Origin of the sequence: Streptomyces sp. NPDC049577, from assembly GCF_040675635.1 — a bacterium.
In the GTDB taxonomy this organism is placed as follows: Bacteria; Actinomycetota; Actinomycetes; order Streptomycetales; family Streptomycetaceae; genus Streptomyces.
This window is the reverse complement of record NZ_JBFAPH010000029.1, coordinates 14,103-31,647: the sequence shown is the minus strand read 5'-3', so window position 1 is coordinate 31,647 and position 17,545 is coordinate 14,103. Positions and strand designations below refer to the sequence as shown.

Sequence of the window (17,545 nt, the reverse complement as noted above, 5' to 3'; positions counted from 1 at the left end):
GGTTGATAGGCCAGGTGTGGAAGACCGGTAACGGTTGGAGCTGACTGGTACTAATAGGCCGAGGGCTTGTCCTCAGTTGCTCGCGTCCACTGTGTTAGTTCTGAAATAACGAACAGTCATGAACTGGTTTCGTTGAATTTCATAGTGTTTCGGTGGTCATAGCGTTAGGGAAACGCCCGGTTACATTCCGAACCCGGAAGCTAAGCCTTTCAGCGCCGATGGTACTGCATGGGGGACCGTGTGGGAGAGTAGGACGCCGCCGAACTATTGTTGAGAGAAAGCCCTGGCAGGGTTCCCCTGCCAGGGCTTTCTCGCGTTTACGGCCGTTCACTCCCACCCCTCCGCACGTCTCGTCGCCCGCGGACGGTAAGGTCATGAGGCATCGTTGTCACGTTTCCCCACAGGAGGCCCCCGGGTGGAGGTCCAGGAGACGCGCGTCCAGACCGACCGTGTCCTCACCATCCCGAACATCCTCAGCATGGCGCGCCTGGTCGGCGTACCACTCTTCCTGTGGCTGATTCTCCAGAAGTACGACGGCTGGGCGTTGCTCGTGCTGGCCCTCAGCGGTGTGAGCGACTATCTCGACGGAAAGCTCGCCCGGCGCTGGAATCAGATCAGCAATCTCGGCCGGCTGCTCGACCCGGCCGCCGACCGGCTCTACGTCCTCTCCACCCTGTTCGGCCTGACCTGGAGGGAGATCCTCCCGCTCTGGCTGACCGTGGCCCTGCTCGCGCGGGAGGCGATGCTGCTGGTCATGGTGGGAGTGCTGAGGCGGCACGGCTATCCGCCGCCGCAGGTGAACTTCCTCGGGAAGGCCGCCACCTTCAACCTCATGTACGCGTTCCCCTTGCTGCTTCTCAGTGACGGCGAGGGATGGCCGGCGCAGCTCGCCGCGATTTTCGGATGGGCGTTCGCCGGATGGGGTACAACCCTCTATTGGTGGGCAGGAATCCTCTATGTGGTTCAGGTCCGCCGACTCGTGAAGGCGGACGCCACGGCCGACTGATCTCGAGCGCGGGCGTCGGGCGCGAGAAGTCGGCATGACCGTCGTCTCCCAAGGAGGACGCTTCCGACATGAAGGCCGTCGTGATGGCCGGTGGCGAAGGCACTCGTCTTCGCCCCATGACCTCGAGCATGCCCAAGCCGCTCCTGCCGGTGGCCAACCGGCCGATCATGGAGCATGTGCTGCGCCTGCTCAAGCGGCACGGGCTCACAGAGACCGTGGTGACCGTGCAGTTCCTCGCCTCCCTCGTCAAGAACTACTTCGGTGACGGTGAGGAACTCGGCATGGAACTCACCTATGCCAACGAGGAAAAGCCGCTCGGCACGGCGGGCAGCGTCAAGAACGCAGAAGAGGCACTCAAGGACGATGCGTTCCTGGTCATCTCAGGCGACGCCCTCACCGATTTCGACCTGACGGACCTGATCCGCTTCCACAAGGAAAAGGGCGCGCTCGTCACCGTCTGCCTCACCCGCGTGCCCAATCCCCTGGAATTCGGCATCACCATCGTCGACGACGAGGGAAAGGTCGAGCGCTTCCTGGAGAAGCCGACCTGGGGCCAGGTCTTCTCGGACACCGTGAACACCGGAATTTACGTCATGGAGCCCGAGGTCTTCGACTACGTGCGCCCCGACGTCCCCGTCGACTGGTCCGGCGATGTCTTCCCGCAGCTGATGAAGGACGGCAAGAAGGTCTACGGCTACATCGCCGAGGGCTACTGGGAGGACGTCGGCACCCACGAGAGCTACGTCAAGGCCCAGGCCGACGTCCTGGAAGGCAAAGTCGACGTCGACATAGACGGATTCGAGATCTCGCCGGGCGTCTGGGTCGCCGAAGGCGCCGAAGTACATCCCGACGCGGTGCTGCGCGGCCCGCTCTACATCGGCGACTACGCGAAGGTGGAAGCCGGCGCGGAAATCCGCGAACACACCGTCGTCGGCTCCAACGTCGTCGTCAAGCGCGGTGCCTTCCTGCACAAGGCGGTAGTCCACGACAACGTCTACATCGGCCAGCAGTGCAATCTCCGCGGTTGCGTCGTCGGCAAGAACACCGACATCATGCGTGCCGCGCGGATCGAGGACGGCGCGGTCATCGGCGATGAATGCCTCGTCGGCGAGGAATCGATTATTCAGGGCAACGTCCGGGTCTATCCGTTCAAGACCATCGAGGCGGGCGCCTTCGTCAACACCTCGGTCATCTGGGAGTCCCGGGGACAGGCTCATCTGTTCGGCACGCGCGGCGTTTCCGGCATCCTCAACGTCGAGATCACCCCGGAGCTCGCGGTCCGGCTCGCCGGCGCGTACGCGACCACGCTGAAGAAGGGCGCCACGGTCACCACCGCGCGCGACCACTCCCGAGGCGCGCGGGCGCTCAAGCGCGCGGTGATCTCCGCACTCCAGGCCAGCGCCATCGACGTCCGCGACCTGGAGAACGTACCGCTGCCGGTGGCCCGGCAGCAGACCGCGCGCGGCAGCGCCGGCGGCATCATGATCCGTACGTCGCCGGGTGTGCCCGACTCGGTGGACATCATGTTCCTCGACGAGCGCGGCGCCGACCTCTCCCAGGCCGGGCAGCGCAAGCTCGACCGCGTCTACGCCCGCCAGGAGTACCGGCGGGCCTTCCCCGGCGAGATCGGTGACCTGTCCTTCCCGGCGAGCGTCTACGACTCCTACACGAGCTCGGTGCTCAACGCGGTGGACACCACCGGCGTCGCCGAGGCGGGGCTCAAGGTCGTCGTCGACGCCTCGAACGGCAGCGCGGGGCTGGTGCTGCCCAGCCTCCTGGGTCGGCTCGGCGTCGACGCGCTCACCATCAACCCCGGTCTCGACGAGGCCCGTCCCACCGAGACCGCCGACACCCGCCGCTCCGGGCTCGTCCGGCTCGGGGAGATCGTGGCGTCCGCACGCGCCGCCTTCGGTGTGCGGTTCGACCCGGTGGGCGAGCGGATCTCGCTGGTCGACGAGCGCGGTCGCATCGTCGAGGACGACCGGGCCCTGCTCGTCCTGCTCGACCTGGTCGCCGCCGAGCGGCGCAGCGGGCGCGTGGCCCTGCCGGTCACCACGACCCGCATCGCCGAGCAGGTGGCCGCGTACCACGGGACGCAGGTCGAGTGGACGACCACCTCCCCCGACGACCTCACCCGGGTCGGCCGTGCCGACAGCACGATCTTCGGCGGCGACGGGCGCGGTGGGTTCATCGTCCCGGAGCACAGCAGCGTCTTCGACGGCACGGCCGCGTTCGTCCGTCTCATCGGTCTCGTGGCCCGGACGCAGCTCACCCTCAGCCAGATCGATGCCCGTATCCCGCGGGCGCATGTGCTGCGCCGTGACCTGGCCACGCCGTGGGCGGTCAAGGGCCTGGTCATGCGGCACGTGGTCGAGGCCGCCGGTGACCGGTCGGTGGACACCACCGACGGGGTGCGGGTGGTCGAGGCCGACGGGCGCTGGGTGCTGGTGCTGCCCGACCCGTCCGAGGCCGTGACGCACCTGTGGGCGGAGGGCCCCGACGACGCCTCCGCGCAGGCTCTGCTGGACGAGTGGTCGGCGGTCGTGGACGGCGCCGGGCGCTGACCCGGCCCGGCCTGTCGCGGCCGTCGCCACGACCTCGTCAGGGCGTCGTCCCCCGCATCCCCCCGGCACGCCGGTGGGGCCATTGGGAGACGACGCCCCCGACGTGCGACGATGTGCGGCATGTCGCAGCAGCCCCCCGTTCGGAGCACCTCGTCGCCGCCGCGCCCCGACGCGTCGATGTCGCTGCTGACCAATGTGATGGATCACAGCCTCGACGACGGCTACGCCGAGGCGGCCGCCCGGCGCGCGGAGGGCGGCCAGGGACTGCCCGGGAAGCTGCGGGCCAAGCTGGGCCTGGCGGCGGCCCTGCTGCTGGCCGCGCTGGTGGTCACGCTGGGCGCGGTGCAGGCCCGGATATCGGCACCGACCCTGGCCAAGGAGCGCCAGCAGCTCATCAACCGCATCCAGAACGAGACCTCGGCCGCGGACGCGCTGCAGAAGAACGTCGACGGCCTGCGCGACTCGGTCGGCACCAAGCAGCGTGACGCCCTGCGGAAACACGGCGGGGACAAGGCGGAGTTGGTGTCCCTGCTGGCCGGCGCCACCCCCGTGCGGGGGCCGGGGGTCAAAGTGGTCGTCGACGACGCGAAACAGGCCAAGAGCAGCGGTGGCGGGCCCCGGGAGAACACCGGGTTCTCCGACACGGGCCGGGTGCGGGACCGGGACATGCAGCGTGTCGTCAACGGCCTGTGGCAGTCCGGTGCGGAGGCGATCGCGATCAATGGGCAGCGGTTGACGGCGCTGTCGGCGATCAGGGCCGCCGGTGAGGCCATACTGGTGGACAACAAGCCGCTGGTGCCGCCGTACACGGTGCTGGCGATCGGGAACGGGCAGCGGCTGAGCACCGCTTTCCAGGACAGTGCGGACGGCCAGTACCTGCACGTGCTGCAGCAGAACTACGGGGTCCGCGCGAGCATTTCCGCCGAGGACGAGGTCCGGTTGCCGGCCGCGCCGAGTCTGATCGTACGTACCGCAAAGCCAGGGAAGGGCACATCGTGATCGCCGTATTGGGCCTCATCATCGGAGTCGTGGTCGGGCTGGTGGTCCGCCCCGTGGTGCCGACGGCGGTCGAGCCCTACCTGCCCATCGCCGTCGTCGCCGCGCTCGACGCGGTCTTCGGCGGTCTGCGGGCCATGCTGGACGGGATCTTCGACGACAAGGTCTTCGTGGTGTCCTTCCTGTCCAACGTGGTCGTGGCGGCACTGATCGTCTTCCTCGGCGACAAGCTCGGCGTCGGGGCGCAGTTGTCCACCGGCGTCGTCGTCGTCCTGGGCATCCGCATCTTCTCCAACGCGGCCGCCATCCGGCGCCATGTCTTCCGGGCGTGAGGTGGGACCATGAGCACTGACGACACGTCCGGACAGCCGAACGGTCCCGGAAGGCGGGACGACGAGCAGGAGCCGCAGCCGAAGGACCAGCGGTCCCGGGAGGAGCGGTCCCAGGAGCAGGAGCCCCGGGCTCAGGGGCCCGACGGGGCGGCGCGTCCCGAGCCGGCCGGTGGGCCCGGCGAGCCCGCACCGCGGTCCGGGCCGGAACCCGAGCCCGGCCCCGAGCCCGCTCCCGGCCCCCGGGTCGCCCCCGAGCAGGGCCCGGAGGCCGAGCCCGGTCCCGCGCCGTTGACGGGACGTCAACGGCTGGTGAAGGGCCTGTGGCCGCCGCGCCTGACGCGGGCCCAGCTCACCGTCGCGGCGCTGCTGTGCGTCCTCGGCCTCGGCCTGGCCATCCAGGTCCGCTCCACCAGCGACAACAGCGCGCTGCGCGGTGCCCGGCAGGAGGACCTCGTCCGGATCCTCGACGAGCTGGACAACCGCACCAAGCGCCTGGAGGACGAGAAGCGCAAGCTGGAGGGCCAGCGGACGGAGCTGGAGAGCAGTTCCAACCAGGCCGCCGAGGCCCGTAAGCAGACCGAGCAGAAGGAGGAACAGCTCGGGGTGCTCGCGGGCACGGTGGCGGCCCAGGGGCCCGGCATCGAACTCACCGTGAGCGACGGCAAGGGCGCCGTGGAGGCGGACATGCTGCTGGACACCATCCAGGAGCTGCGCGCGGCCGGTGCCGAGGCGATCCAGATCAACGACGTCCGGGTCGCCGCCGACACCTACTTCTCGGGCTCCGCGGGCCGGGTGGAGATCGATGGCAAAAAGGTCTCCCAGCCCTATAAGTTCAAGGTCATCGGGAAGCCCCAGGATCTGGAGCCGGCGCTGAACATCCCCGGTGGGGTGGTGCAGACTCTGGAGAAGGAGCAGGCCGGTGTCTCGGTCTCGCGGTCTGAGAAGATCATTGTGGATGCCTTGCGCCCGGCGAAGCGGCCTGACTACGCTCGGTCGTCATCGCAGTGAGGCGGGGGTGCCCCCGGGGTCCGCGGGGAGGGCGGGCGGTAGCGGGGGGTCGGCGCACCAAGTCGGGGGTGCGTGATGGAAACTGTCTGTTGACCACGGACGTTGTAAGGATGTCCGGGTCGGACGGTGTGTGCATCGAGGGTTTGTCCTGCCCCACGGGCGGGTCTGTTTCGGTCAAGGGGAATCGCCCGTGAAGTTGTTTGCGAAGTTGTTCGGCAAGAGCGCACGCCAGGGCGGCGGCAGCGCCCGCCACCGCGCCTCGGGGCCGGTGGAAGGCGGCCAGGGCGCGCACGAGGAGCGCCCGCTGTTCCGGGACCAGCTCGGCGTCCCGGGGAGCGACATTCCGGGCAGTCAGGGCGCGTCTTCTGTTGACCCTGCCACGGCCGGGCGCATAGGTTTCGGGGCACCAGCGACCTCGAGTGCGGGTGGAGGATCTGCCTTGCCGGTCTGTACGCGGTGTGGCCACCGGAACGCCGAGGCGAGCCGGTTCTGCTCCAACTGCGGTGCGCCGCTGCGGCCCGGGGCCGTCGCCGAGCGCGCCTCGGAGACGACGTCGACGATCTCCATCTCCGGTCTCGAGGCGTACGACTCGGAGACCACGGGACAGACGCCGATCCCCGCCCTCTCGCCCGAGGCCCAGGCCGCGGTCGAGGCGCTGCCCCAGGGCTCGGCGCTGCTGGTCGTCCGCCGCGGGCCGAACTCCGGCAGCCGCTTCCTGCTGGACGGCGAGGTCACCACCGCGGGCCGGCACCCGCAGAGCGACATCTTCCTCGACGACGTGACCGTCTCCCGGCGCCACGTGGAGTTCCGGCGGGAGCAGCACGGCGGTTTCACCGTCACCGACGTCGGCAGCCTCAACGGCACGTACGTCAACCGGGAGCGTATCGACTCGGTGGCGCTGTCCAACGGCGACGAGGTGCAGATCGGCAAGTACCGCCTGGTCTTCTACGGCAGCCAGCGGGGGATCTGACCCTCCCCCCGGAGTCCCTCCGGGGGTACCCCAGGGAAGGGCCATGCTTCGAACACCGTCGGGCGGTACCGGTTCCTCCGGTGCCGCCGGTGCGGAAGGGCGGCTGGTGAGCATCGGCACGGTGCTCAATCTGCTGCGCGAGGAGTTTCCCGAGGTCACCATCTCCAAGATCCGTTTCCTGGAGGCGGAGGGCCTGGTGGAGCCGCAGCGCACGCCCTCGGGCTATCGCAAGTTCAGTTCGGAGGATGTGGAGCGGCTCGGCTTCGTGCTGCGGATGCAGCGCGATCACTATCTGCCGCTGAAGGTCATCCGGGAGCACCTGGACGCCCTGGCCCGCGGTGAGCGGGTCCAGCTGCCCGCTCCCGCCCAGTCCAGGGACCCTCTGGACCTCCCGGAGGGGGTCCTGGCGCCCGCGGCCGCGGAGCCGGGGCCCGAGCGCCCCACGGCGGTACGGATCGGCCGTGAGGAGCTGCTGGCGGCCGCCGGGGTGAGCGCCCCGGAGCTGGCCGAGTGGGAGTCCTACGGCCTTCTCGCCCCCCACCCGGACGGCGGATTCGACGCGGACTGCGTCACGATCGCCAAGCTCGTCGCCGACCTGGGGCGATTCGGGCTGGAGCCGAGGCATCTGCGGGTCATGAAGGCCGCCGCCGACCGTGAGGCCGGCCTGGTCGAACAGGTGGTCGCACCGCTGCGCAGGCACCGCAATCCGCAGACCAGGGCCCATGCCGAGGCCACCACCCGGGAGCTCGCCACCCTCTCCGTACGGCTGCACGCGGCCCTGGTCCAGGCGGCGCTGCGGCTCCGGGCGCAGTGACCGGCGCGGTCCCGACTACCCAAACCCGGCGAGCACGTCCTAGGGTTGCTGTGTGAACGAGCTCGATGTCGTGGGTGTCCGGGTGGAAATGCCCTCAAACCAGCCGATCGTGCTCCTGCGAGAAGTGGGAGGCGACCGCTACCTCCCCATCTGGATCGGACCCGGGGAGGCGACGGCGATCGCCTTCGCCCAGCAGGGCATGGCGCCGGCCCGCCCGCTGACCCACGACCTGTTCAAGGACGTGCTGGAGGCGGTCGGACAGCAGCTCGCGGAGGTCCGCATCACGGATCTGCGGGAAGGCGTGTTCTACGCGGAGCTCGTCTTCGCCAGCGGGGTCGAGGTCAGCGCGAGGCCCTCCGACGCCATAGCGCTGGCCCTGCGCACCGGCACGCCGATCTACGGCAGTGACGGCGTGCTGGACGACGCCGGCATCGCCATCCCGGACGAGCAGGAGGACGAGGTGGAGAAGTTCCGCGAGTTCCTCGACCAGATCTCGCCCGAGGACTTCGGCACCAGCAACCAGTGAACGCCCGCGGCGGGCGCGCCCCGGCGGCCGGTGTCCACCGGCCGTAGGACGACCGCGCGCCGGGGTGTACCGGCGCATTCGAGTAGCCTTTCCCGCTACCGAGACACGTAAAACCACTCTCAGGGTGATTATCACTCGGCGTGCCGAGTGTGGCGATCGTTGACGCACCCCGAGCGACTGCCTACCGTCGAGAAGGCAGGTCAAGGACGGAGGTCGGCGTGAGAAGCACGGGCGACGGTACAGCGGTCGGCAGTCCGTATCCGCTGCGTGGGGGAACGGTCGAGCCGGTGCCCAGCCACCCCGCCGCGGCGGCGGTCACCACTCCGCGCGGGCGCGATTCCGACGGCGCGGCCGGGGCGCCCGGTCCGGGCGGCGACATCGGCGCGGACAGCATCGGATACCGGGGGCCGACGGCGTGCGCCGCGGCCGGTATCACCTATCGGCAGCTCGACTACTGGGCGCGTACGGGGCTGGTGGAGCCCAGCGTCCGGCCGGCCTACGGGTCGGGCAGCCAGCGGCTCTACAGCTTCCGGGACGTGGTCGTCCTCAAGATCGTCAAGCGGCTGCTGGACACCGGCGTCTCCCTGCAGAACATCCGCACCGCCGTCCAGCACCTGCGCTCGCGCGGGCTGGACGACCTGGGGCAGATGACGCTGATGAGCGACGGCGCCACGGTGTACGAGTGCGCGTCGCCGGACGAGGTCGTCGACCTCCTCCAGGGCGGTCAGGGCGTCTTCGGCATCGCCGTCGGCGTGGTCTGGCGGGACGTCCAGAGCGCCCTCGGGCAGCTGCACGGGGAGCGCGTGGACACCGGCGAGACGCTCGTCGGGCACAACCCTGCCGACGAGCTGGCGCGGCGCCGCAACCGGGCCGGCTGACCGGCGCCGGGCCGGCCCGCCCGGCGCCGCCGCGAAGCCCGCTCCGCCGCAGGTCGGCGCCATTGTCAGTGGTGTGCGGCACCATCTGATCCGTGAGAGCCGCGCCGACGATCCTGCACCTGGACATGGACGCCTTCTACGCCTCGGTGGAGCAGGCGTCCAAGCCCAGCCTGCGCGGAAAACCCGTGGTCGTCGGCGGCATCGGTCCGCGGGGCGTGGTCGCCACCGCCTCGTACGAGGCCCGCGTCTACGGCGTGCACTCGGCCATGGCCACGGCCCAGGCCCGCCGGCTGTGCCCCAACGCCGCCTACCTCACCCCGCGCTTCACCCTCTACCGGCAGGTGAGTGACGTGGTCATGGGCCTGCTCGGGGAGCTCTCGCCGCTGGTGGAGCCGCTGAGCCTGGACGAGGCGTTCGTGGATCTCGAGGCCGGCGGCGTGCCGCCGTCCTCCGCGGCGGCCCGCGAGGTGGGGGAGCGGCTGCGGCGGGACATCCGGGCGGCCACCGGGCTGAGCGGCTCGGTCGGGCTCGCCGGCTCCAAGATGTTCGCGAAGATCGCCTCCGAGCAGGCGAAACCTGACGGACTCACCCTGATCGAGCCCGGCACCGAGCTCGAACTGCTCGGCCCCATGTCGGTGCGCACCATCCCGGGCGTCGGCCCGGCCACCGCCGAGGCCCTGCGCCGCGCCGGCATCACCACCGTGGCGGAGACGGCCGAGGCGGGCGAGGCCGAGCTGGTCCGGCTGCTCGGCAGGGCCCATGGCGCCGGGTTGTACGCCCTGGCCACCGGCCATGACGACCGCCCGGTCGTCGCCGAGCGGGACGCCAAGTCCGTCTCGGTCGAGGACACCTTCGCCGAGGACGTCACCGACCGGACCCGGGTGGAGCTGGAGATCGCCCGCCTCGCCGACCGGTGCGTGACCCGGCTGCGGGCCGCGGGGCGGTCCGGGCGCACGGTCTCCATCAAGGTCCGGCGCTACGACTTCTCCACGCTGACCCGCTCCGAGACCCTGCGCGGTCCCACCGACGACCCGACGGTGGTCCGCGAGGCCGCGGCCCGGCTGATCGAGGGCGTGGACACCACGGCCGGCGTGCGGCTGCTGGGCGTCGGCGTCTCCGGCCTCACGGACTACACGCAGGAGGACCTCTTCGCCCAGGCGGCGAGCGAGGCGTCCGCCGGCGAGACGGAGCCGGAGGACACGGCCGGCGAACCCGCCCGCCGGGAGAGACCCCCGGCCCCGGCCGCCCGCAGCTGGCTGCCCGGCCTCGACGTACGGCACGCCGAGTACGGGGCGGGCTGGGTCCAGGGCAGCGGTGTCGGCCGCGTCACCGTCCGCTTCGAGCAGCCCTGGTCCGAGCCCGGCCGGGTGCGGACCTTCGCCGTCGACGACCCCGCCCTGGAGCCGGCCGAGCCGCTCCCGCTCATACGGGACTCCGCGCCGGAGCCGGAGGCCCCGGATCAGGCGGCGGAGCCGGAGGAACCGGGTGCCTCGCCGGAACCGGGGGCGTCCGGCGCCGGGCCCGGCAGCGGGAGCCCGTAGTGGCGGTACAGCTGCAACTCCTGCTCCGGCGAGATGTGGCCGCCCACCCCGAGGTCCGGGGCGTTCCTGATCAGCGCGCGCTCGAAGGGCACGTTCAGCGCGTCGCCCTCGACCCGGCTCGGCGCCAGCGGGACGAAGGCGTCCCGCCCGAACAGGCCCGTGCGCACGGCCGCCCACTCCGGCTCGCCCGTCGCGTCGTCCAGATACACCTCGTCGACCGTGCCGATCTTCGTGCCGTCGCGGTCGAACGCCTTGCGGCCGATCAGGCTCCGGGGGTCGATGTCGCTCTGCACGGGTTCCTCTCCCTCCGTACCCGGCGGTCCGTACCGGGCAGTGCGCCTCTCATCACCACCAAAGGTCACAATGCGGGAACCGGCCACTCGAGAGATCCGGCCAGGAAGGGCCGCTGGTAGGCTGGCCAATGGCCGCAGAATCCGTGCGGGAGAGTCCCACTTCCCGGTCCCGAAAAGGGCCGTGAACGGGCGCCGAAGGAGCAAATCCTCCCCGGAATCTCTCAGGCACACGTACCGCACGGGCGAGGTCACTCTGGAAAGCAGGGCGGGCCCAGGTCAGGCACCATGCCGAAGCCCCTCCTCACCGACGGTGAAAGCCGGATCGTCCGCGCGGCTCCGGTGAAGCTCTCAGGTTGAGATGACAGAGGGGGAGGCCGTCCGGGTACCCGCGCCGTGGTACCCCTCGCAGGTCGTGACGACCAGGAGGCCTCCGCAATGACAGCCCACCGCACGCCCCTCACCGAGCTGGAGCGGGGCACGCCGTTCGAGCAGCGCCACATAGGACCCGACGCCGGGGCCCAGGCCAAGATGCTCGCCCAGGTCGGCTTCGGTTCGCTCGACGAACTCACCGCAGCCGCCGTACCCGAGGTCATCAAGAGCAGCGAGGCGCTCCGGCTGCCCGACGCGCGCACGGAGGCGGAGGTCCTGGCCGAACTGCGCGGCCTGGCGGACCGCAACCAGGTCCTCACCTCGATGATCGGCCTCGGCTACCACGGCACGTTCACCCCGCCGGTCATCCTGCGCAACGTCATGGAGAACCCCGCCTGGTACACGGCCTACACGCCCTACCAGCCCGAGATCTCCCAGGGCCGGCTGGAGGCCCTCCTCAACTTCCAGACCGTCGTCGCCGATCTGACCGGACTGCCCACCTCCGGCGCCTCCCTCCTCGACGAGGGCACCGCGGCCGCCGAGGCCATGGCCCTCTCCCGCCGTGTCGGCAAGGTCAAGCAGGGCGTGTTCCTCATCGACGCCGACGCCCTGCCCCAGACCGTCGCGGTCATCGAGACCCGCGCCGAGCCCACCGGCGTCGAGGTCGTCGTCGCCGACCTGTCCGCGGGCATCCCCGCCGAGATCGCCGAGCGCGGTGTCTTCGGCGTGCTGCTCCAGTACCCGGGCGCCTCCGGCGCCGTCCGCGACCTGCGGCCGGTCATCGAGCAGGCCCACGAGCTCGGCGCGGTCGTCACCGTCGCCGCCGACCTGCTCGCCCTCACCCTGCTCACCTCGCCCGGCGAGCTGGGCGCCGACATCGCCGTGGGCACCACCCAGCGCTTCGGCGTCCCGATGGGCTTCGGCGGCCCGCACGCCGGCTACATGGCCGTGCGCGAGCAGTTCGCCCGCAGCCTGCCCGGCCGCCTCGTCGGCGTCTCCGTCGACGCCGACGGCGACAAGGCCTACCGCCTCGCCCTCCAGACCCGCGAGCAGCACATCCGCCGCGAGAAGGCCACCAGCAACATCTGCACCGCACAGGTGCTGCTGGCGGTCATGGCCGGCATGTACGCCGTCTACCACGGCCCCGAGGGCCTCGCGGCCATCGCCCGCCGCACCCACCGCTACGCCGCGCTGCTCGCCGAGGGCCTGCGCGCCGGCGGCGTCGAGATCGTCCACGACGCCCACTTCGACACCGTCACCGCCCGGGTGCCCGGCCGGGCCGGCGACGTCGTGACCGCCGCACGCGAGCGGGGCGTCAACCTGCGCCGCGTGGACGGCGACCTCGTGGGCATCGCCTGCGACGAGACCACCACCCGCGCCCACCTCGCCGCCGTCTGGGCCGCCTTCGGCGTGGAGGCCGACGTCGAGGAGCTCGACGCGCGGACCGCCGACGCCCTGCCGGCCGGCCTGCTGCGCACCGACGACTACCTCACCCACCCGGTCTTCCACGAGCACCGCTCCGAGACCGCGATGCTGCGCTACCTGCGCCGGCTCGCCGACCGGGACTACGCGCTGGACCGGGGCATGATCCCGCTCGGCTCCTGCACGATGAAGCTCAACGCCACCACCGAGATGGAGCCGGTCACCTGGCCGGAGTTCGGCGCGCTGCACCCCTTCGCCCCCGCCGAGCAGGCCGAGGGCTACCTCACGCTCATCACCGAGCTGGAGGAGCGGCTCGCCGAGGTCACCGGCTACGACAAGGTGTCCCTCCAGCCGAACGCCGGCTCCCAGGGCGAGCTGGCCGGCCTCCTGGCCGTCCGGGCCTACCACCGGGCCAACGGCGACGAGCAGCGCACCGTCTGCCTCATCCCGTCCTCCGCGCACGGCACCAACGCCGCCAGCGCGGTGATGGCCGGCATGCGGGTCGTCGTGGTCAAGACCGCCGACGACGGCGAGGTCGACGCCGAGGACCTGCGCGCCAAGATCGAGCAGTACCGCGACGAGCTGGCCGTCCTGATGATCACGTACCCGTCGACGCACGGCGTCTTCGAGGAGCACGTGGCCGACATCTGCGCGGCGGTGCACGAGGCCGGCGGCCAGGTCTACGTCGACGGCGCCAACCTCAACGCGCTGGTCGGCCTGGCCAAGCCCGGCCACTTCGGTGGCGACGTCTCGCACCTGAACCTGCACAAGACCTTCTGCATTCCGCACGGCGGCGGCGGCCCCGGCGTCGGCCCGGTGGCGGTCCGCGCCCACCTGGCGCCGTACCTGCCCAACCACCCGCTGCAGCCCACCGCCGGCCCGGCCACCGGCGTCGGCCCGATCTCCGCCGCGCCCTGGGGCTCCGCCGGCATCCTGCCGATCTCCTGGGCGTACGTCCGGCTGATGGGCGGCGAGGGCCTCAAGCGCGCCACCCAGGTCGCGGTGCTCGGCGCCAACTACATCGCCAAGCGCCTGGAGCCGCACTACCCGGTGCTCTACACCGGTCCGAACGGTCTGGTCGCGCACGAGTGCATCGTGGACCTGCGCCCGCTGACCAAGGCCACCGGCGTGACCGTGGACGACGTGGCCAAGCGCCTGATCGACTACGGCTTCCACGCCCCGACCATGTCCTTCCCCGTGGCCGGCACGCTGATGATCGAGCCGACCGAGAGCGAGGACCTCGCCGAGCTGGACCGTTTCTGCGATGCGATGATCGCCATCCGCGCGGAGATCGAGAAGGTCGGCTCGGGCGAGTGGGCCAAGGACGACAACCCGCTGCGGAACGCCCCGCACACCGCCGCGTGCGTGGCCGGTGCCTGGGAGCACGCCTACAGCCGTGAGGAGGCCGTCTTCCCGGCGGGCGCCTCGAAGGCCGACAAGTACTGGCCGCCGGTGCGGCGCGTCGACGGCGCGTACGGTGACCGGAACCTGGTCTGCTCCTGCCCGCCGCTGGACGAGTACGACGGCTGACGGGCAGCCTTGGCGCGGCCGCAGGCCGCCGTCATGAGTCGGGGCCGGTTCGGCGATCTCGCCGAGCCGGCCCCTTCATGTTCCGCGACGGTCGCCGCGGGATGTGACGTACATGGTGGTGCGCGGTGTGAGGTGCTGTTGTGGCGGGTAATACCGCATTACGCGGCAGTCACCACCTGATCCGTCCCCAGCGGCCGGTGCGGGGCGATGATCTGCCCGTCCGGAAGCAGCTCACCGGTGTCCTCGAAGCAGAGGACGCCGTTGCACAGCAGGCTCCAGCCCTGTTCGGGGAAGTGCGCCACGAGATGGGCGGCTTCCCGGTCGGCGGAGTCTGCTGAGGGGCACGCGGGCTGGTGCTGGCACATGGAAGGGATCTTTCGCTCTGATGTGGTGGCTGTCCTGCGGCTCGATGCGTTGGTCATGCCGCCCCCCGTGAAGATGTGGTCGGTCGATCCCAGTGTTGCCCTACGGGTAGGGATTCCGCAGGGATTTCACAGTGGTGCTTCTCACAGGATGATGACGCGTCACCCGTGCGGGCGGTTGCTCCCAACGAGAGTGTCACTTCGGGTGGTTCGGCCTGGCCGCCATGGACTAGCCCGGGAGGGTGAGGGCAGCACGGAGCGCCCCGCGGAAGGGGGCCGCGGGGCGCGTGGGACGGCGCGTCAGGCCGATTTCAGCAGTGGCGCGGGGGACAGCCGCAGCGTGAGCACGGGGAGCAGGTCGGCCACCCGGTGCGGACGGTGGGCGGCGATTCCCGGTGGCGCCGGGGCCAGTGGCACCAGGAGGTCGCCGGGTGCGAGCAGGCCCGAGGCGGCGTCGGCCGTGATGTCGCCGTGCAGCCAGAGGGTGAGCATGTAGAGGCCCGGGACGGACAGCAGCCGGGGTTGGTAGGGCGTCGTCAGCGACTCGGCCTGTCGCAGGGCCAGTTCGGTGGAGGCGAGATAGGGGCCCTCGAAGAAGTGGGAGAACGCCCAGCCGTCCGGGGTGAGCATCGCCTCGCCTGCCGCGACGGCCCGGTCGCCGGCCTTGATCAGGAACCGCCACCCGGTGAGCCGGGTGCGGGGTGCGCCGCCGTCCGGCGGTACGTGCTCCAGGACGTGGACGGGGAGTGGGAGTTCGGGACTGAGCGGCGTCTGCGCGGACTTCAGGGACGGAGTGCGTGCCTCACGGACGGCGGTGGGGGAACCGAGGGCCGTGCGGACGCTCCGGAGGGCAGGCGCGGGGGCAGGGGGGACATGCAGCGGCATGGTGGGTCGCCTCTCACTTCGGAGACACGGTGGTGCTGGGCAGGTGCGGACGACGCTGTCGGAGTGCGGGGTCAGAGGGGGGCCGGACCGACTGCCGGGGCGCCTACTCTCTGCCTCAACCCGAGCTTATACGACAGGTGTTCACACAGTGTTTCGTCTAGCTGTCCGCGGCATTTCCGGCAAGGGGAAATCAGGGCGGTTTGCCCGGGGGATTTCGGAGAATATGTCACGAATGCGAGTGCATGACCTCCGCATCTCGCCCGTATACGGTAGGCCGGATCTCGTCGGTGTTTATCACCAGCGCATTGCCGGACAACAGGCAGCCTTCCGTATGCCGCGTGAATGTGCCGGAGTGCGCCCGGGAAGAGCCTACCGGGTACGCGGTCGCCGCGAGGCGTTATGGATCGCCTCGTCTGGGCATCATCGATCGTGACGCGGCGGTCGGGTGCCGCGGGCGGAGCCGGTCGAGGAGGGGCGCACGAATGGGAGAGAAGGTCGTGGCCGAGGGGTTCGACCTCGCCGACCGGCAGCACCACCGGGACAAGCTCCGGCAGTGCCTGGAAGGACTGGCGAGACTGCTGGAGGAGAAGCGCTTCGACCGGCCGAGGAATCTCATGGGCCTGGAGCTCGAGTTGAATCTCGCGGGGGCCGACGGGATGCCGAGCATGGTGAATGCGAAGGTGCTGGAACGTATCGCCAGTCACGATTTCCAGACCGAACTCGGGCAGTTCAACCTGGAAGTGAACATCGTGCCGCACCGGATGTCCGGGCGGGTTCTCGACCAGCTCTCCGAGGAGTTGCGCACCGGTCTGGCCTACGCCGATCGCAAGGCCATGGAAGTCGGTTCCGGAATCGTCATGATCGGAATCCTGCCGACCCTCACCCGCGAGGACCTCGTCTCCGCGAACCTCTCCGCCGCCGACCGGTACTCGATGCTCAACGAGCAGGTGGTGGCCGCCCGCGGCGAGCACTTCACGATAGACATCGCGGGCGTCGAACGACTGACCTGCACGGCCACCTCGATAGCCCCGGAGGCCGCCTGCACGTCCGTGCAGCTGCACCTCCAGGTCACCCCGGGCCGGTTCGCCGCCGTGTGGAACGCCGCACAGGCCGTCGCGGCCGCGCAGATCGCCGTCGGCGCCAACTCGCCGTTCCTCTTCGGCCGTGAGCTGTGGAGGGAGTCCCGGCCGCCGCTGTTCGTCCAGTCCACCGACACCCGCCCGCCCGAGCTCCAGGCCCAGGGCGTGCGGCCCCGCACCTGGTTCGGGGAGCGCTGGATATCCGACGCCTACGAACTGTTCGAGGAAAATCTGCGCTACTTCCCGCCGCTGCTGCCGATATCCGACGACGAGGACCCGCTGCGGGTCCTGGACGAGGGCGGCATACCCCGGCTGCACGAGCTCATCCTGCACAACGGCACGGTCTACCGCTGGAACCGCCCGGTGTACGGCATCGCCGACGGCGTGCCGCACCTGCGCGTGGAGAACCGGGTCCTGCCGGCCGGGCCCACGGTCACCGACGTCATCGCCAACACCGCGTTCTACTACGGTCTGATCCGCAGCCTCGCCGAGGAGCCGCGGCCGGTGTGGACGCGGATGCCGTTCGCCGTCGCCGCCGACAACTTCGACGTCGCCTGCCGCCACGGCATCGACGCCTCCCTGCGCTGGCCCCGGCCCGGACGCAACGGCGGTCTGGCCCGCCTGCCGGCCGTGCGCCTGGTCCGCGACGAACTGCTGCCACTGGCAGCGGCGGGGCTCGACGCCTGGGGCGTGGAGCCGGCCGACCGCGACCGCTATCTCGGGGTCATCGAGGAACGCTGCCGCCGCCGCGTCAACGGGGCGTCCTGGCAGGTCGCCACCTACCACCGCGCCCTGGAGCGCGGCCTGGACCGGGAGCACGCCCTGGCCGCCACCACCCGGCGGTACTGCGAACTGATGCGCACCGGGGAGCCCGTGCACACCTGGCCCACCGGGCTCGCCGACTGACCTGCCCGACCGCACCCCCGGTTCGTCCCGGCCCCGGCCGTCGGGCAAGCTGTGACCCGCGCCT

General features: G+C 70.8%; 15 protein-coding genes, 1 rRNA gene and 1 riboswitch. Of the genes, 13 read left to right on the top strand and 3 right to left on the bottom strand.

The window, feature by feature from the left end; all coding sequences use genetic code 11:
• Positions 1-148: 148 nt before the first annotated feature.
• From rrf to AB0K09_RS06340, 11 genes are all read left to right on the top strand, one after another.
• Positions 149-265: ribosomal RNA gene (rrf, locus tag AB0K09_RS06390) — 5S ribosomal RNA — on the top strand.
• Positions 266-415: 150 nt separating this feature from the next.
• A complete protein-coding gene (locus AB0K09_RS06385; protein ID WP_366064137.1) occupies positions 416-1,006 on the top strand; it encodes a CDP-alcohol phosphatidyltransferase family protein in 591 nt (196 codons plus the stop codon).
• A 68-nt stretch (positions 1,007-1,074) separates the two neighbouring features.
• A complete protein-coding gene (locus AB0K09_RS06380) occupies positions 1,075-3,570 on the top strand; it encodes a mannose-1-phosphate guanyltransferase (protein ID WP_366064136.1) in 2,496 nt (831 codons plus the stop codon).
• Positions 3,571-3,681: 111 nt separating this feature from the next.
• On the top strand, positions 3,682-4,569 hold the full coding sequence (locus AB0K09_RS06375; RefSeq protein ID WP_366064135.1) for a DUF881 domain-containing protein: 888 nt from the start codon (positions 3,682-3,684) through the stop codon (positions 4,567-4,569).
• Positions 4,566-4,898, top strand: a complete 333-nt coding sequence (locus AB0K09_RS06370) for a small basic family protein (RefSeq protein WP_366064134.1) — start codon at positions 4,566-4,568, stop codon at positions 4,896-4,898. The genes AB0K09_RS06375 and AB0K09_RS06370 overlap by 4 nt, the downstream gene beginning before the upstream one ends.
• A 9-nt stretch (positions 4,899-4,907) precedes the next feature.
• Positions 4,908-5,906 carry a DUF881 domain-containing protein gene (locus AB0K09_RS06365; protein ID WP_366064133.1) on the top strand — a complete coding sequence of 333 codons (999 nt, stop codon included), beginning with the start codon at positions 4,908-4,910 and terminating at the stop codon, positions 5,904-5,906.
• Positions 5,907-6,345: 439 nt separating this feature from the next.
• Positions 6,346-6,876 carry an FHA domain-containing protein gene (locus AB0K09_RS06360; RefSeq protein WP_366064132.1) on the top strand — a complete coding sequence of 177 codons (531 nt, stop codon included), beginning with the start codon at positions 6,346-6,348 and terminating at the stop codon, positions 6,874-6,876.
• A gap of 43 nt (positions 6,877-6,919) precedes the next feature.
• The gene (locus AB0K09_RS06355) at positions 6,920-7,690 is read left to right on the top strand and encodes a MerR family transcriptional regulator (RefSeq protein WP_366064131.1); all 771 of its coding nucleotides are present in this window, start codon (positions 6,920-6,922) and stop codon (positions 7,688-7,690) included.
• A gap of 52 nt (positions 7,691-7,742) precedes the next feature.
• Positions 7,743-8,216 (top strand): bifunctional nuclease family protein, encoded by a 474-nt coding sequence (locus tag AB0K09_RS06350; RefSeq protein ID WP_109278027.1) that lies wholly within the window; start codon positions 7,743-7,745, stop codon positions 8,214-8,216.
• Between the two features lie 218 nt (positions 8,217-8,434).
• Positions 8,435-9,094 (top strand): MerR family transcriptional regulator, encoded by a 660-nt coding sequence (locus tag AB0K09_RS06345; RefSeq protein WP_366064130.1) that lies wholly within the window; start codon positions 8,435-8,437, stop codon positions 9,092-9,094.
• Between the two features lie 92 nt (positions 9,095-9,186).
• Positions 9,187-10,635: a DNA polymerase IV gene (locus tag AB0K09_RS06340; RefSeq protein WP_366064129.1), complete on the top strand. Its 1,449-nt coding sequence runs from the start codon at positions 9,187-9,189 to the stop codon at positions 10,633-10,635.
• On the opposite strand, the gene AB0K09_RS06335 is transcribed toward AB0K09_RS06340, so the two are convergent.
• Positions 10,554-10,928 (bottom strand): PRC-barrel domain-containing protein, encoded by a 375-nt coding sequence (locus AB0K09_RS06335; protein ID WP_366064128.1) that lies wholly within the window; start codon positions 10,926-10,928, stop codon positions 10,554-10,556. The two genes, AB0K09_RS06340 and AB0K09_RS06335, sit on opposite strands and share 82 nt — an antisense overlap.
• 136 nt (positions 10,929-11,064) lie before the next feature.
• A riboswitch (glycine riboswitch) is annotated at positions 11,065-11,175 on the top strand.
• Positions 11,176-11,363: 188 nt separating this feature from the next.
• Between AB0K09_RS06335 and gcvP the strand changes: the two genes are divergently transcribed.
• The gene (gene gcvP / locus AB0K09_RS06330; RefSeq protein ID WP_366064127.1) at positions 11,364-14,249 is read left to right on the top strand and encodes an aminomethyl-transferring glycine dehydrogenase; all 2,886 of its coding nucleotides are present in this window, start codon (positions 11,364-11,366) and stop codon (positions 14,247-14,249) included.
• A gap of 158 nt (positions 14,250-14,407) precedes the next feature.
• Here the strand turns inward: gcvP and AB0K09_RS06325 are convergent, their stop codons facing one another.
• Both AB0K09_RS06325 and AB0K09_RS06320 read right to left on the bottom strand, forming a co-directional pair.
• The gene (locus AB0K09_RS06325) at positions 14,408-14,614 is read right to left on the bottom strand and encodes a DUF5999 family protein (protein ID WP_366064126.1); all 207 of its coding nucleotides are present in this window, start codon (positions 14,612-14,614) and stop codon (positions 14,408-14,410) included.
• Positions 14,615-14,911: 297 nt separating this feature from the next.
• Entirely contained in the window at positions 14,912-15,496 is a 585-nt protein-coding gene (locus tag AB0K09_RS06320) for a hypothetical protein (RefSeq protein ID WP_366064125.1), read from the bottom strand.
• 482 nt (positions 15,497-15,978) lie between these two features.
• Between AB0K09_RS06320 and AB0K09_RS06315 the strand changes: the two genes are divergently transcribed.
• Positions 15,979-17,481 carry a glutamate-cysteine ligase family protein gene (locus AB0K09_RS06315; protein WP_366064124.1) on the top strand — a complete coding sequence of 501 codons (1,503 nt, stop codon included), beginning with the start codon at positions 15,979-15,981 and terminating at the stop codon, positions 17,479-17,481.
• Positions 17,482-17,545 lie beyond the last annotated feature (64 nt).

Excerpts from the sequence above, each read along its gene's own strand:
- AB0K09_RS06380 (WP_366064136.1), top strand. The coding sequence starts at position 1,075 with ATGAAGGCCGTCGTGATGGCCGGTGGCGAAGGCACTCGTCTTCGCCCC.
- AB0K09_RS06375 (WP_366064135.1), top strand. The coding sequence starts at position 3,682 with ATGTGCGGCATGTCGCAGCAGCCCCCCGTTCGGAGCACCTCGTCGCCG.
- AB0K09_RS06365 (WP_366064133.1), top strand. The coding sequence starts at position 4,908 with ATGAGCACTGACGACACGTCCGGACAGCCGAACGGTCCCGGAAGGCGG.
- AB0K09_RS06355 (WP_366064131.1), top strand. The coding sequence starts at position 6,920 with ATGCTTCGAACACCGTCGGGCGGTACCGGTTCCTCCGGTGCCGCCGGT.
- gcvP (WP_366064127.1), top strand. The coding sequence starts at position 11,364 with ATGACAGCCCACCGCACGCCCCTCACCGAGCTGGAGCGGGGCACGCCG.
- AB0K09_RS06325 (WP_366064126.1), bottom strand. The coding sequence starts at position 14,614 with ATGTGCCAGCACCAGCCCGCGTGCCCCTCAGCAGACTCCGCCGACCGG.
- AB0K09_RS06320 (WP_366064125.1), bottom strand. The coding sequence starts at position 15,496 with ATGCCGCTGCATGTCCCCCCTGCCCCCGCGCCTGCCCTCCGGAGCGTC.
- AB0K09_RS06315 (WP_366064124.1), top strand. The coding sequence starts at position 15,979 with ATGGGAGAGAAGGTCGTGGCCGAGGGGTTCGACCTCGCCGACCGGCAG.